Here is a 13,805-nt window from a genome sequence, read left to right as displayed (position 1 = left end):
CGCTTATTCCTCGATGCCGAGTTTGGCCTTCACGAGGGCCTGCACGGCCTGCGGGTTGGCTTTGCCGCCCGTCGCCTTCATCACCTGACCGACGAACCAGCCGGCAAGCGAGGGCTTGGCCTGGACCTTGGCAACCTGATCGGGGTTGGCGGCGATGATCTCGTCGACTGCCTTTTCGATGGCGCCGGTGTCCGTCACCTGCTTCATGCCGCGCGTTTCGACGATCTGGGCCGGGTCGCCACCTTCGTTCCAGATGATCTCGAAGAGGTCCTTGGCGATCTTGCCCGAGATGGTCTCGGCCTTGATGAGATCGATGATGCCGCCGAGCTGAGCCGGGGAAACGGGAGTCTCTTCAATGGCTTTGCCGGCTTTGTTCAAGGCGCCGAGCAGGTCGTTGATGACCCAGTTCGCGGCGATCTTGCCATCGCGTCCTTCGGCTACAGCCTCGAAGTAGTCCGCGATCGACTTTTCGGAAACGAGCACCGAGGCATCGTAGACCGAAAGGCCGAGGTCTCGAACGAACCGGTCCTTCTTGTCGTCGGGCAATTCCGGCAGATCGGCCTTCAACGCTTCAACGAAAGCATCGTCGAACTCCAGCGGCAACAGGTCCGGGTCCGGGAAGTAACGGTAGTCGTGCGCGTCTTCCTTGGAGCGCATCGAACGGGTCTCGCCCTTGTTCGGATCGAACAGGCGGGTTTCCTGATCGATAGAGCCACCATCTTCGAGGATGCCGATCTGGCGGCGCGCCTCGTACTCGATTGCCTGGCCGATGAAGCGGATTGAGTTGACGTTCTTGATCTCGCAACGGGTGCCGAAACCCTCGCCCGGACGGCGCACGGAAACGTTGACGTCGGCGCGCATGGAACCTTCGTCCATGTTGCCGTCGCAGGTGCCGAGGTAGCGCACGATCGAGCGCAGCTTCGTCATATAGGCTTTGGCCTCATCCGACGAACGCATGTCCGGCTTGGAGACGATCTCCATCAGCGCCACGCCCGAACGGTTGAGGTCGACATAGGACATGGACGGATGCTGGTCGTGCATCGACTTGCCGGCATCCTGCTCGAGATGCAGCCGCTCGATGCCGATCTCGACGTCCTCGAACTGGCCCTGGCGATCAGGGCCAACGGAAATCATGATCTTGCCCTCGCCGACGATCGGATCCTTGAACTGGGAGATCTGATAGCCCTGCGGCAGGTCCGGATAGAAATAGTTCTTGCGGTCGAAGATCGAGCGCTTGTTGATTGCGGCCTTGAGGCCGAGACCGGTGCGCACCGCCTGCTTCACGCATTCCTCGTTGATGACGGGCAGCATGCCGGGCATGGCGGCGTCGACCAGCGAAACGTTGGCATTCGGCGCATTGCCGAACTCCGTCGAGGCACCCGAGAACAGCTTCGAATTGGAAAGCACCTGGGCATGGACTTCCATGCCGATGATGACTTCCCAGTCGCCGGTGGCGCCGGGGATGAAGCGTTTCGGATCGGGGGTGCGGACGTCGACAATGCTCATATCATGCTCTTCTTTGAAGCCTGAATTCTTGGTTTCTCGGTAGAACAATTGGTCCGCCGGTGCAAGTTGTTCGGCAGCATGCAGCCACCATCTCCGGACAGCCGCGCGTTAGGAGCGCCGCTTAACCATCGTTTAGCACCCTTGCGCCAAGATTTGCCGATGTCGACCACCACCGCACTGATATCGTTCGCAGCCCTCATCAACACCTTAAGTTTCGGGCTGTTCTGGTTTGACAAACGGGCGGCGCGCGCGGGCCGTTGGCGCGTCAGCGAACAGACGCTGCTGACGATTGCTTTTCTCGGCGGAAGTCCAGGGGCGATGGCTGCCCGGCACATATTTCGCCACAAGACGCGCAAGGAACCATTCCGAACTCGGCTGGCGCTCATCATCGTTTTTCAGGTGGCGGCCGCGGTGATCGGCACCCTGGCGTTGCAGGGGCACCTTGACGCGCTCGCGAACGTCTTCTAGGAAAGCACCGTCTTTCTGGAGTTTTGATGTTCTCGTATTCGCCTGAGTCCCGGTAAGGGCCCGTCCCCGCAATCTTCCTTTGATTGCGCGCACGGGCCGGAAACGTCACCCCGCTTTCCCAGTGATTTGCGGAACGTTTTCCTGCGTTCTTCCGAACGCTTTTCCGGAACATTCAGACAATGGACATCTCGCGCGCAGAACAGCGCATTCTTCATCATTTGGCCCAGGGCGGCCGCATCGAAATCATTCGCGAAAGCAAAGCGATCACCGAGATCCGCTGCTTCACCCGTGACGGCTGGGTCTACCCCGGCTTCGACCTGGACCTTTTCCGCAAACTGAAGCGCAAGAAGGCGATATCGTCTTCCGGCGGAAATCCCTATCGCATCACGGAACGCGGTTTGCAGCTGGTGCGCTCCGAACTCAACAACCGCTGAGCGGCTGAAACGGCGATACCGGACATCGAATGATGTCCGGTATCGCCGGCGCTTCACGCAAGGAGAAGCAACGAAAAGCCTCCCCTAACGTCAAACACCGGAAACCGCGCATTTCCGGATGGCAGCCGTGCACGGATATGCGCAGGGTGGGCGGTTCTAGTTTTGCTCGGTGAGGACTTTGCTCAGACCGATAAACTCGACATCACTGTCGAGTTACGGGGCGTAGGCGGTGGAAAGCCAACTCACCCCGTAGCCGCGGTTGCGGAAGAAGGTCACGGCTCGGTCGTTGCGCGCATGGGTCTTGGTGGTGGCGACATCGAACCCGTCCGCAACGATGCGACGCTCGATCTCGCCGAGCAGCAAAGCGCCGTGGCCCCTGCCCTGGACCGCCGGCTCGATCCACAGGTCGGATATCGCGTTGTCGAAGTCCTCTCGCGCCACCCAACCGCGAATGCCGCCTTCGGCTTCGATCAGTAAAACAGACAACCAGTGATCGGAAAGAAAACGGAAAAACGAGGCTTCTGCCACACGCCGCATTCTCTCACCATCGGCAAGACCGGCAATGGCGGATTGCCAAGCGGCGAGACCGATCGCCGTCAGCCGGTCGACATCGCCGGCGCGGGCATGACGGATGGCGGGCATGACGCGGGCTCCTTCCGCGACAAGAGTGACTGATCGCCTTCAGAAACAGTGGCGGTGCCGGCCCGGCACCGCCATCAAAGCCTTACCACCACTTGGTGGGCGTGAAGCGACCGGCGGCCTGTTCGATGATATGCGCCGTCTTGAACAGCGTCTCTTCCTCAAACGGCTTGCCGATCAGTTGGAGACCAAGCGGCAGACCCTTGTGGTCGAGGCCGCCGGGAACGGCAATGCCGGGAAGACCAGCCATGTTGACCGTTACCGTGAAGATATCGTTCAGGTACATCTTGACCGGATCGGACGCCAGGTCCTCGTCGGCAATGCCGAAGGCGGAGGACGGCGTGGCAGGCGTCAGGATCGCATCGACACCGGCATGGAAGGCCAGTTCGAAGTCGCGCTTGATCAGCGTGCGGACTTTCTGCGCCTGCAGATAATAGGCGTCGTAATAGCCGGCCGAAAGCACGTAGGTGCCGATCATGATGCGGCGCTTGACCTCCTGGCCGAAACCGGCGGCGCGGGTCTTCTCGTACATGTCGACGATGTCCTTGCCGTCGACGCGCAGGCCGTAGCGCACGCCGTCATAGCGGGCGAGGTTCGAGGAAGCTTCGGCCGGAGCGACGATGTAATAGGCCGGCAGCGCATACTTCGTGTGCGGCAGGGTGATGTCGACGATCTCGGCGCCGGCGTCCTTCAGCCAGGCAATGCCCTGCTGCCAGAGCGCCTCGATCTCCTCGGGCATGCCGTCGACGCGGTATTCCCGGGGAATGCCGATCTTCATGCCCTTGACCGACTTGCCGATGGAAGCTTCGTAATCCGGCACCGGCAGATCGACCGAGGTCGTATCCTTGGTGTCGACGCTTGCCATCGACTTCAAGAGGATCGCGGCATCGCGCACGTCACGGGCGATCGGGCCGGCCTGATCGAGCGACGAGGCGAAGGCGACGACGCCCCAGCGCGAGCAGCGGCCATAGGTCGGCTTGATGCCGACGGTGCCGGTAAAGGCGGCCGGCTGGCGGATGGAACCGCCAGTATCGGTCGCCGTGGCACCGGCGCAGAGATGCGCAGCGACGGCTGCAGCCGAACCGCCGGACGAGCCGCCCGGAACGAGGTCGAGATTGGAGCCCTTGGCGCGCCACGGGTTCTTCACGGCACCGTAGTAGGAGGTCTCGTTCGACGAGCCCATGGCGAATTCGTCCATGTTCAGCTTGCCGAGCATGACGGCGCCGTCGTTCCAGAGGTTCTGCGTCACGGTCGATTCGTAACGCGGCGCAAAACCGTCGAGGATATGGCTGCAGGCCTGCGTGTGCACGCCCTCGGTGCCGAAGAGATCCTTGATGCCGAGCGGGATGCCTTCGAGCGCACCGGCCTTGCCGGCGGCGATACGCGCGTCCGAGGCCTTCGCCATCTCGCGCGCCTTGTCCGGCGTTACGGCGATGTAGGCATTGATCGCCTCATTGGCGGCATCGATCGCGCCGATATAGGCATCCGTCAGTTCGACGGCGGTGATTTCCTTGGCGGCGAGTTTCGCGCGGGCTTCGGCAATCGTGAGGCTGATAAGGTCGGTCATGATGAAATCGGGCTTTCGCAATCGGGAACGTCGGGGCGGCAGGGGGTCTGGTTACTCGACCACCTTCGGAACGAGGAAGAAATTGCGATCGGAATTCGGCGCATTGGCAACGATATCGTCGGCCTTGTTGCCGTCCGACACGATGTCCGTCCGCTTCTTCATCTCCATCGGCGTGACCGAGGTCATCGGCTCGACGCCATCGACATTAACTTCGGAGAGCTGTTCGACAAAACCGAGGATGCCATTGAGCTCGCCCATCATCCGCTCGGCTTCCTCTTCGCTGACGGCGATACGGGCAAGGCGCGCAACGCGCTTCACGGTGGCAAGGTCTACGGACATGATCGTCTCCGGTAACTGGAACTTCCCCCGCTATAATGGCGCACGGCGAGCCACGCAACGGGGGAATTGCCGGAGTACCGGACCTCTCGTCAAAAGGCCCGGCGCAACATCAGACCTCGACGACGACGCCGACGTACGGTGTCTCCACCTTGGTGGATGCACTTTCCATGCCGGCAACGAAGGTCGCGGGGGTCTGGTCGATGATCGGGAACGAGCCGTAATGGCAGGGGATCGCCGTCGAGAACTTGAAAAAGCGCTGGCAGGCGAGTGCCGCCACCGCGCCGCCCATGGTGAAACGGTCGCCGATCGGCACGATGCCGATCTCCGGCTGGTGCAATTCGTTGATCAGCGCCATGTCGGAAAAGATATCCGTGTCGCCCATGTGGTAGAGCGTCGGCTCATCCTCGAAATGCAGTACCAACCCATTGGCATTGCCAAGCGAATGGGAAACGCCGTCCTCGGTGAGTTGCGCCGAGGAATGGAGCGCGTTGACGAAGGTCGTTGAAAACGCACCGAGGTTGATCGTGCCGCCGGTATTTCCCATTTCGAGCGCCTTGACGCCATGCCGCCCGAGCCAGGTAGCGAGATCGGCATTGGCGACCACGGTCGCACCGGTCTCCTTGGCGATCGCAATCGTATCGCCGACGTGGTCGCCGTGACCATGGGTCAGGAGGATGTGGGTGAGCCCGGCGGTCGCGTCCCTGCGATCTTCGTCCCGGAAGGCGGGGTTGCCGGTGAAGAAGGGGTCGATGAGGATTTTGGACTTTGCCGTTTCGATGTGAAAGGCGGCATGACCGAGCCATTTGATCTTCATGACGATCTCCCTGATGATTTGCGTGTCGGAACAGCATATGGAACAGACAGCCCTCCGCGCAAAGATCGAATCGATACCGACATGGCAATTCTCACCATCGAACAGCTGGCATCCCAGCTTCAACAGAACCAGGCGATCGCCGGGCTCGACCTTGGCACCAAGACGATCGGTCTTTCGGTCTCCGATCTCGGTCGCCGTTTCGCGACACCCCGCGAGGTGATCCGCCGGGTCAAGTTCGGGGTGGACGCGGAAGCCCTGTTGTCAGTGGCAGGAAAGGAAAAGGTCGCAGCCTTCGTCATCGGCCTGCCCGTCAACATGGACGGCAGCGAGGGACCGCGTTGTCAGGCGACCCGCGCCTTCGTGCGCAATATGGAGCAAAAGACGCCACTGCCTTTCATCTTCTGGGATGAAAGGCTTTCGACCGTTGCGGCCGAGCGCGTGCTGATCGAGATGGATGTGTCGCGACGGAAGCGGGCCGAACGCATCGATTCGGCCGCCGCCTCCTTCATTCTTCAGGGCGCGCTCGACAGACTGGCTTCGCTCGCGAGGGACGGCCTTTCGGACTGAGCTACGCCGGCACCGAAACGACGGCGATACCAGGCTGCGATCTCACGGCGCTTGCGAAAGCCGATAATGGCAAAAACCACAAAACTATCGAAGACGATCGCACGGGCGACGAGCGGCGGGATCGTCTCTGGCGGAATGCCGAGGACATTGCCGTAGACCTGGAACACGAGATCATGGGTCTGCCGCGTCAGCATGAAGAAGCCGAAGCTCATGTCGTAATAGGAGAGACCATACCACGACGTGAGGAACATGACCGGGCAGGCCCAAAGGATTAGAAACCACTTCATGCGGCTCCCCTTTCCGAGATGCGGCGGTAGACTAGCGGATATATGGCGCGGTCTGCCAGCAACAAGGCAAGCAGGGCCACCGTTGGGACCGCAATATCCAGCGCCAGTCCGGCGAAAAACATCATCATGATGATCAAAAGACCAGCTCTCACCGAACCGCTCCATTCCGGATCTGTTGAAATTCCTGGTCAATTTCGCCCCTACAGGCAAGGCGTGCAACGTAAACCATTTGTTAAGGTTAATTTTCACAAGCTAGGTTTTCTTGCGCTCACGCTTGCGGTTGCGCCCGATCATTCACCACAAAGCTGCAAGCCCATTCCGGTCTCTGCAAAATTCGGGTAGCGGTATCCCTCCCCCTCGCAGGTCCTCCTCCATGACCGTCGTCTTTGAAAGCATCCTCCCGATCTTCCTGCTGGTTCTGCTCGGCGTCTGGCTCAAACGCTCGACATTCGTCGACCAGAGCCTTTGGCTCGGGCTCGAGCAGTTCGGCTACTTCATCCTGTTCCCTGCCCTGCTGTTCTCGACGCTTGCCCAGGCAGACTTTGCCGGGTTGAAAGCCGACGCGACGGCCATCGCGACAATCGGCAGCGTCAGCCTGATGTCGGCCTTCGTGCTGCTCCTCTGGCCAGTGCTGCGAGACCGGCACGTGTCCGGCGCCTCGTTCACCTCAGTCTTCCAGACGGCAACACGCTGGAACGGCTTCATGGCGCTGGCAATTGCGCAGAAGCTTTACGGCCCAATCGGCCTGACGCTGACCGCGCTGGTGATGACGCTCGTGATCATCCCCATCAATCTCTACAATATCGGCGTGCTGGTCTGGTTCGGCGGGGGCAATCGTGACTTCAGGCGCTTCTTCGCAAAGATCGCCACCAATCCGCTGATCGTCGCCTCGGTGCTCGGCATTCTCGTCAACCTGGTCGGACTGAAGATCTACGGCCCCGTGATGACCACGATCGAGATGCTGGCAAGCGCCTCGCTCAGCCTCGGGCTGGTGATGGTCGGGGCAGGTTTGCGCGCTTCCGATGCGCTGAAGCCGAGCGCGACGGCGCTGCTCGCGGTCTTCCTCAAGTTGATCGTCATGCCGGTCTTCATGGTGAGCGCGAGCTATCTGCTCGGCATTCGGGGGGACGCCCTGCTGGTCATCGCGCTTGGCGCGGCCGTGCCGACGGCGATGAACGGCTATCTGCTCGCCAAGCAGATGGATGGCGACGCCGAACTCTATGCGGCGGTCGCAACCGTCCAGACGGTCGTCTCGTTCTTCACGATACCACTCGTCCTCTACCTGACGGCATACGCCGCAGAGGGCTGACGTCTTACGCCGCAGGGGGATAGAGAAGATCGAGAATGTAGGCGGAATCGAAGCGCGAATCGAGCATGCCGTAGGTCGAGCGCCATCCGGCAGCCAGGCGCGATTCGAGGAAAGCGTCGGCGATGCGGCCGGCACCGAGACGGTAGAGTTCTGCTGCTGCGGCGGCGAGCGCCAATTGCTCGACCAGCATGCGCGCAGCACCCTCGTCCCGTTCGCAGAGCGACATGGCGGCGCGCAACACGTCGATCGTCTTGCGGCCGGCTGGTCCGAGATCGCGCGCCAAAACGACGAAGAGCTGCTCGAAGAGGTCCTTGCCCTTGGCGAGTACGCGCAGCACGTCCAGCGCCATGACGTTGCCGGACCCTTCCCAGATAGCGTTGACAGGTGCTTCGCGGTAATGGCGCGCCAGCGCGCGCTCTTCCACATAGCCGTTGCCGCCAAGGCACTCCATCGCCTCGTAAATCAGTGCCGGGGCGATCTTGCAGGCCCAGTACTTGGCAACAGGCGTCATGATCCGCGCATAGGCCGCGTCTTCAGGGCTGTTGCGGGCCTTGTCGAACGCTTCAGCCAGACGGAACGAAAGGGCGCTTGCCGCCGCCACATCGAGCGCCATGTCGGCAAGCACGCGCGTCATCATCGGCTGGCTCACGAGCGGCTTGCCGAAGACCTTGCGGCCGCGGGTGTGGTGCACGGCTTCGGCAAGCGAGGCACGCATCATGCCTGCGGATGCCAACGCGCAGTCGAGGCGCGTCAGCGTGACCATGTCGAGGATCGTCCGGATGCCGGCGTCCGGAGCGCCGAGGATGAAACCGAACGTGTCGGAGAACTCGACCTCCGACGAAGCGTTGGAGCGGTTGCCGAGCTTGTCCTTCAACCGCTGGAAGCGCAGGCCGTTGGCGCTGCCGTCTTCCAGAAGACGCGGCACGAGGAAACAGGCAAGGCCCTCGCGGGTCTGCGCCAGCATGACGAAGGCGTCGCTCATCGGTGCCGACATGAACCACTTGTGGCCATTCAACCGATAGATGCCCTCGCCTACACGCTCGGCCGTCGAGGTATTGGCGCGGACATCGGTACCGCCCTGCTTCTCGGTCATGCCCATACCGACGGTGACGGCCGACTTCTGCATCCAGGGACGGTTCGTCGAGTCGTATTTGCGCGACAGGATCTTCGGCGCCCATTCCTTCTGCACCGCCGGAGACGCGGTGATCGCGGCAAGCGACGCGCTCGTCATCGTCAGCGGGCAGAGATGGCCGCATTCCAGCTGCGCCGTCAGATAGAAGCGGATGGCGCGTGTCTTGTGCGACTGGTTGCGCTCGTCAGCCAGGTTTTCCCAGGCCGACGCATGGAGGCCCGACGACATTGAGCGGCGCATCAGCGCATGCCAGGCCGGGTGGAACTCGACGACATCGAGACGCTCGCCGCGCGGACCATGCGTCTTCAGCTTCGGCGGACCTTCATTCGCCATGCGCGCCAGTTCCTGCGCTTCTGGCGAGGTGACGTAACGGCCGAGCACATCGAATTCGTCGCGCAGCGTCTTGCTCATCGACGAGGTGATATCCACCACGAGCGGATCGGAGCGATAGGCGTTGACACCGGACCAGGGCTTGGGCTGGTTCAGCTCGGCGAGTTTCTGTTCAGTCCGGTTCATCTGATTCATGGGCCGGTTCTAGCGCAAGTTTCTCGACCACGGAACGGGGCGCGAAAAAGATAGGATGGCCGTTGCAAGTTTTCTGCGGACGGTGACGCCCAAGCCTTGCCGTACCGGGGGCCAAGTCTTATAGAGCGACCACATTTCCAGAGCGCAAGGGCGGCCCATGATCACTTTCCCGCATCGCCACCTGCTCGGCATCAAGGGGCTCACGGAGCAGGATATCACCTATCTGCTCGATCGCGCCGATGAAGCCGTCCAAATCTCCCGTCAAAGAGAGAAAAAGACCTCGACGCTGCGGGGGCTGACGCAGATCAACCTCTTCTTCGAAGCCTCGACGCGTACGCAGTCTTCGTTTGAGCTCGCCGGCAAGCGGCTTGGCGCCGACGTCATGAACATGTCGGTCGGCAATTCCTCGGTGAAAAAGGGCGAAACGCTGATCGATACGGCGATGACGCTGAACGCCATGCACCCGGATGTGCTGGTGGTGCGCCATTCCTCGGCCGGTGCCGCCGCTCTCCTGGCACAGAAAGTCTCCTGCTCCGTCGTCAATGCCGGCGACGGTCAGCACGAGCACCCAACCCAGGCCCTGCTCGACGCGCTGACGATCCGCCGCGCCAAGGGTAAGCTCTCGCGCATCATCGTGGCGATCTGCGGCGACGTGCTGCACTCGCGCGTGGCGCGCTCCAACATCCTGCTCCTGAACCAGATGGGCGCCCGCGTGCGCGTCGTCGCTCCGGCGACGTTGCTTCCCTCGGGGATCGCCGAAATGGGCGTCGAGGTCTATCACTCGATGGCCGAGGGCCTGAAGGATGCGGATGTCGTCATGATGCTGCGCCTCCAGCGCGAGCGCATGGCCGGCTCTTTCGTGCCTTCGGTGCGCGAATACTTCCACTACTACGGGCTCGATGCGCAGAAGCTGAAGGCGGCCAAGGACGATGCGCTCGTCATGCACCCCGGGCCGATGAACCGCGGCGTCGAGATCGCCTCGGAAATCGCCGACGGCCCGCAGAGCGTGATCGAACAGCAGGTCGAGATGGGCGTTGCCGTACGCATGGCGGTGATGGAAACGCTGCTTCTCTCGCAGAACCAGGGGCCGCGCCTATGACCAGACCACTCGTTCTGAAGAACCTCCGCATCGTCGATCCCTCGCGCAGCCTTGACGAGGTCGGCACTGTCATCGTCGGAAACGACGGCCGCATCCTGGCCGCCGGCGCGGATGCACAGAACCAGGGCGCGCCCGATGGCGCCTTCGTCAAGGACTGCGATGGCCTGACCGCCGTTCCCGGCCTCGTCGATGCCCGCGTGTTCGTCGGCGAACCGGGCAGCGAACATCGCGAAACCTTCGAATCCGCGTCGCGCGCAGCAGCGGTCGGTGGCGTCACCACCTTCATTGCGATGCCCGACACGGATCCTGTGATCGACGATATCGCGCTGGTCGAGTACGTAAAGAAGACGGCGCGCGACAAGGCCCTCGTCAATGTCCATCCTGCCGCGGCCCTGACCAAGGGACTGGCCGGGGAAGAGATGACCGAATTCGGCCTGCTGCGCGAAGCCGGCGCCGTCTGCTTCACCAATGGCCGACGGTCGATCCACGACACGCTGGTTCTGCGCCGGGCCATGACCTACGCGCGCGAATTCGGCGCCGTCATCTCTCTTGAGACCCGCGACAAGTATCTCGGCGCCAACGGCGTCATGCACGAGGGCCTGCTCGCAAGCTGGCTCGGCCTTGCCGGGATCCCGCGCGAATCCGAGATCATCCCGCTTGAGCGCGACCTGCGCATCGCCGGCCTGACGAAGGCCGCCTACCACGCCGCCCAAATCTCGGTTCCCGAATCGGCTGAGGCCATTCGTGCAGCACGCCAGCGCGGCGCCAACGTCACCTGCGGCATCTCGATCAACAATCTGGCGCTCAACGAAAACGACATCGGCGAGTACCGCACCTTCTTCAAGCTTTCGCCGCCCCTTCGCAGCGAAGACGACCGGGTGGCCATGGCCGAGGCGCTGGCCGACGGCACGATCGACATCATCGTCTCCTCGCATGACCCGCAGGACGTCGACACCAAACGCCTGCCGTTTGCCGACGCTGCCGACGGTGCGATCGGCCTTGAAACGCTGGCAGCGGCCGCTCTTCGGCTGTACCACAGCGGCCAGGTTCCACTGATGCGCCTGATCGATGCCATGTCGACCCGCCCGGCGGCGATCTTCGGTCTCGACGCAGGCACGCTGAAGCCGGGCGCAAAGGCCGATATCGCGGTCCTCGACCTCGACGAGCCGTGGGTGCTCTACAAGGAAGCGATCGTCTCGCGCTCCAAGAACACGCCGTTTGAAAATGCACGCTTTACCGGCCGGGTTGTGCAAACCTATGTTGCCGGCAAGCTTGTGCATTCCGCATAAGCCCAAAGCGGTCGCGCGGGAGGGGAACCGGTGGATCTATTTTCCTGGCAGCTTGGGCTGCCCTTGACGTTGTTAAGCCTGGGCTTCGGCTATCTGCTCGGCTCGATCCCATTCGGACTGATCCTGACCCGCATGGCCGGGCTGGGCGACGTCAGAAAGATCGGCTCGGGCAATATCGGCGCGACCAATGTGCTGCGCACCGGCAACAAGAAGCTTGCCGCAGCGACCCTGCTGCTCGACGCGCTCAAGGGCACCGCGGCAGCCGCCATTGCATCTCATTGGGGCGTCGAAGCGGGGATCGCCGCAGGCTTCGCCGCCTTCATCGGCCATCTCTATCCCGTCTGGCTCGGCTTCAAGGGCGGCAAGGGTGTCGCCACCTATATCGGCGTCCTCCTTGGCCTCGCCCCACCGATGGTGCTCGCCTTTGCGGTGATCTGGCTCGCCATGGCGAAAATCAGCCGTTACTCCTCATTGTCCGCACTGGTTGCAACGGCTATCATCCCGGTTCTACTTTACGCGGTAGGGAACGAAAAGGTCGCTCTCCTCTTCGCGGCAATGACCATCATTAGCTGGGTGAAGCATCGCGCCAATATCCAGCGGTTGCTCGCCGGCACGGAAAGCAAGATCGGGGACAAGGGATAATGTCTGAAGGCAGCGCAGGACGAACCGGAGTGGCGCTGACCGAACGACAGAAAATCTCCTGGCTGCGGCTGATCCGCAGCGACAATGTCGGCCCCATCGCCTTCAGGGACCTCATCAACCACTTCGGCACCGCGGAAAACGCGCTCGACGCGCTTCCAGAACTATCCCGGCGCGGAGGGACCAAACAGGCCTATCGCGTGGCAACGGTAAGCGAGGCCGAACGGGAACTGGAAGCGGCGCGACGCTGCGGCGCGGTCTTTGTCGGCATCGGTGAGCCAGGTTATCCCTCAGCGCTTCGGCAGATCGACGGCGCTCCCCCGCTCCTCGCGATGAAGGGCGATCTCAAAGCAGCAACCCGCCCGTCGCTCGGCATTGTCGGCTCGCGCAACGCGTCGGTCAGCGGCGCCAAGTTCGCGGCGATGATTGCCCGCGATGCCGGTCGCGCCGGCTATGTCGTCACCTCGGGTCTCGCGCGCGGCATCGATACCGCCGCCCATCGCGCAAGCCTCGAAACCGGCACGATCGCCGCGCTTGCCGGCGGCTTGGATCGGCCCTACCCGCCCGAAAACATCGGCTTGCTTGACGAGATCACGTCGGGCCGGGGTCTGGCGATCAGCGAAATGCCCTTTGGCTGGGAGCCACGTGCACGCGATTTCCCCCGGCGCAACCGGCTGATTGCCGGCGTCAGCCTCGGCGTGACCGTCGTCGAGGCGGCCAATCGCTCCGGCTCGTTGATCACCGCGCGCTATGCCGCCGATTTCGGCCGGCTGGTCTTTGCCGTTCCGGGATCCCCACTCGATCCCCGGTGTCATGGCACGAACGACCTTTTGAAGCAGGGCGCGATCGTCACGACCTCGCCGGACGATGTCCTCGAAGCATTGCCGCCGCTCAGCCAGTTCGAACTACGCTTGCCAAGCGTCAGGGAGCCGGAGGGGCATGCGCAACCGAACGCCCCCACCGCGACCAGCGACAACGACCGTGCGGCCATCATCAATGCGCTTGGTCCGACGCCGGTCGAAACCGACGACATCGTCAGACACACCGGGCTTTCGCCAGCGCAGGTCTACCTTCTTCTCCTGGAGCTCGATCTCGCCGGGCGGCTCGATCGCCACGCCGGAGGACTCGTGTCTCTTACGACAAGCGAATGAGCGCCGGCGATGGCGACCCGCGGCCGTGAAGGCGAGCAGA

16 protein-coding genes are annotated in these 13,805 nt (G+C 62.4%); 9 read left to right on the top strand and 7 right to left on the bottom strand.

Translation table 11 applies throughout. The annotated features are described in order from the left end of the window. Positions 1–3: 3 nt before the first annotated feature. Positions 4–1,506: an Asp-tRNA(Asn)/Glu-tRNA(Gln) amidotransferase subunit GatB gene (gene gatB, locus AC3WWH_RS06780; protein ID WP_058321533.1), complete on the bottom strand. Its 1,503-nt coding sequence runs from the start codon at positions 1,504–1,506 to the stop codon at positions 4–6. A gap of 159 nt (positions 1,507–1,665) precedes the next feature. Between gatB and AC3WWH_RS06775 the strand changes: the two genes are divergently transcribed. Together AC3WWH_RS06775 and AC3WWH_RS06770 are read left to right on the top strand one after the other, a co-directional pair. Beyond that, positions 1,666–1,974 carry a DUF1294 domain-containing protein gene (locus AC3WWH_RS06775; protein WP_058321470.1) on the top strand — a complete coding sequence of 103 codons (309 nt, stop codon included), beginning with the start codon at positions 1,666–1,668 and terminating at the stop codon, positions 1,972–1,974. Between the two features lie 179 nt (positions 1,975–2,153). Next, on the top strand, positions 2,154–2,408 hold the full coding sequence (locus AC3WWH_RS06770; protein ID WP_058321471.1) for a YjhX family toxin: 255 nt from the start codon (positions 2,154–2,156) through the stop codon (positions 2,406–2,408). A 213-nt stretch (positions 2,409–2,621) separates the two neighbouring features. On the opposite strand, the gene AC3WWH_RS06765 is transcribed toward AC3WWH_RS06770, so the two are convergent. From AC3WWH_RS06765 to AC3WWH_RS06750, 4 genes are all read right to left on the bottom strand, one after another. After that, on the bottom strand, positions 2,622–3,050 hold the full coding sequence (locus AC3WWH_RS06765) for a GNAT family N-acetyltransferase (protein WP_058321472.1): 429 nt from the start codon (positions 3,048–3,050) through the stop codon (positions 2,622–2,624). Positions 3,051–3,132: 82 nt separating this feature from the next. After that, positions 3,133–4,614, bottom strand: coding sequence for an Asp-tRNA(Asn)/Glu-tRNA(Gln) amidotransferase subunit GatA (gatA, locus tag AC3WWH_RS06760; protein ID WP_057252275.1), 1,482 nt, complete (start codon positions 4,612–4,614; stop codon positions 3,133–3,135). 51 nt (positions 4,615–4,665) lie between these two features. Next, positions 4,666–4,953 (bottom strand): Asp-tRNA(Asn)/Glu-tRNA(Gln) amidotransferase subunit GatC, encoded by a 288-nt coding sequence (gatC, locus tag AC3WWH_RS06755; protein ID WP_057252276.1) that lies wholly within the window; start codon positions 4,951–4,953, stop codon positions 4,666–4,668. Positions 4,954–5,062: 109 nt separating this feature from the next. Next, on the bottom strand, positions 5,063–5,767 hold the full coding sequence (locus tag AC3WWH_RS06750; protein ID WP_058321473.1) for a metal-dependent hydrolase: 705 nt from the start codon (positions 5,765–5,767) through the stop codon (positions 5,063–5,065). An 81-nt stretch (positions 5,768–5,848) separates the two neighbouring features. Between AC3WWH_RS06750 and ruvX the strand changes: the two genes are divergently transcribed. Continuing rightward, the gene (ruvX, locus tag AC3WWH_RS06745; protein WP_058321474.1) at positions 5,849–6,334 is read left to right on the top strand and encodes a Holliday junction resolvase RuvX; all 486 of its coding nucleotides are present in this window, start codon (positions 5,849–5,851) and stop codon (positions 6,332–6,334) included. Here ruvX and AC3WWH_RS06740 read toward each other — a convergent pair. Then, the gene (locus AC3WWH_RS06740) at positions 6,280–6,621 is read right to left on the bottom strand and encodes a DUF6105 family protein (protein WP_058321475.1); all 342 of its coding nucleotides are present in this window, start codon (positions 6,619–6,621) and stop codon (positions 6,280–6,282) included. The genes ruvX and AC3WWH_RS06740 overlap by 55 nt on opposite strands. Positions 6,622–6,747: 126 nt before the next feature. Here AC3WWH_RS06740 and AC3WWH_RS06735 point away from each other — a divergent pair, with 126 nt between their 5' ends. Both AC3WWH_RS06735 and AC3WWH_RS06730 read left to right on the top strand, forming a co-directional pair. Then, positions 6,748–6,963, top strand: a complete 216-nt coding sequence (locus AC3WWH_RS06735) for a hypothetical protein (RefSeq protein ID WP_156433040.1) — start codon at positions 6,748–6,750, stop codon at positions 6,961–6,963. 31 nt (positions 6,964–6,994) lie between these two features. Continuing rightward, positions 6,995–7,930, top strand: a complete 936-nt coding sequence (locus AC3WWH_RS06730; RefSeq protein WP_058321476.1) for an AEC family transporter — start codon at positions 6,995–6,997, stop codon at positions 7,928–7,930. 4 nt (positions 7,931–7,934) lie between these two features. On the opposite strand, the gene AC3WWH_RS06725 is transcribed toward AC3WWH_RS06730, so the two are convergent. After that, positions 7,935–9,587 carry an acyl-CoA dehydrogenase family protein gene (locus tag AC3WWH_RS06725; RefSeq protein WP_057252281.1) on the bottom strand — a complete coding sequence of 551 codons (1,653 nt, stop codon included), beginning with the start codon at positions 9,585–9,587 and terminating at the stop codon, positions 7,935–7,937. A gap of 157 nt (positions 9,588–9,744) precedes the next feature. Here AC3WWH_RS06725 and AC3WWH_RS06720 point away from each other — a divergent pair, with 157 nt between their 5' ends. Genes AC3WWH_RS06720 through dprA form a run of 4 tightly spaced genes read left to right on the top strand, consistent with a single transcriptional unit; the run spans position 9,745 to position 13,765 of the window. Further along, positions 9,745–10,686, top strand: a complete 942-nt coding sequence (locus AC3WWH_RS06720; RefSeq protein WP_057252282.1) for an aspartate carbamoyltransferase catalytic subunit — start codon at positions 9,745–9,747, stop codon at positions 10,684–10,686. Continuing rightward, positions 10,683–11,975 carry a dihydroorotase gene (locus AC3WWH_RS06715; RefSeq protein WP_058329337.1) on the top strand — a complete coding sequence of 431 codons (1,293 nt, stop codon included), beginning with the start codon at positions 10,683–10,685 and terminating at the stop codon, positions 11,973–11,975. The genes AC3WWH_RS06720 and AC3WWH_RS06715 overlap by 4 nt, the downstream gene beginning before the upstream one ends. Before the next feature lie 30 nt (positions 11,976–12,005). After that, the gene (gene plsY, locus AC3WWH_RS06710) at positions 12,006–12,617 is read left to right on the top strand and encodes a glycerol-3-phosphate 1-O-acyltransferase PlsY (RefSeq protein ID WP_058321478.1); all 612 of its coding nucleotides are present in this window, start codon (positions 12,006–12,008) and stop codon (positions 12,615–12,617) included. Then, a complete protein-coding gene (gene dprA / locus AC3WWH_RS06705; RefSeq protein ID WP_058321479.1) occupies positions 12,617–13,765 on the top strand; it encodes a DNA-processing protein DprA in 1,149 nt (382 codons plus the stop codon). Before plsY ends, dprA begins: the two co-directional genes overlap by 1 nt. The last annotated feature ends 40 nt before the right edge of the window (positions 13,766–13,805 follow it).

The sequence above is a fragment of the Ensifer sp. EB106-03-01-XG145 genome, from assembly GCF_058792075.1.
The sequence above is the reverse complement of the archived record's forward strand: the minus strand, read 5'-3'. Positions and strand labels throughout refer to the sequence as shown.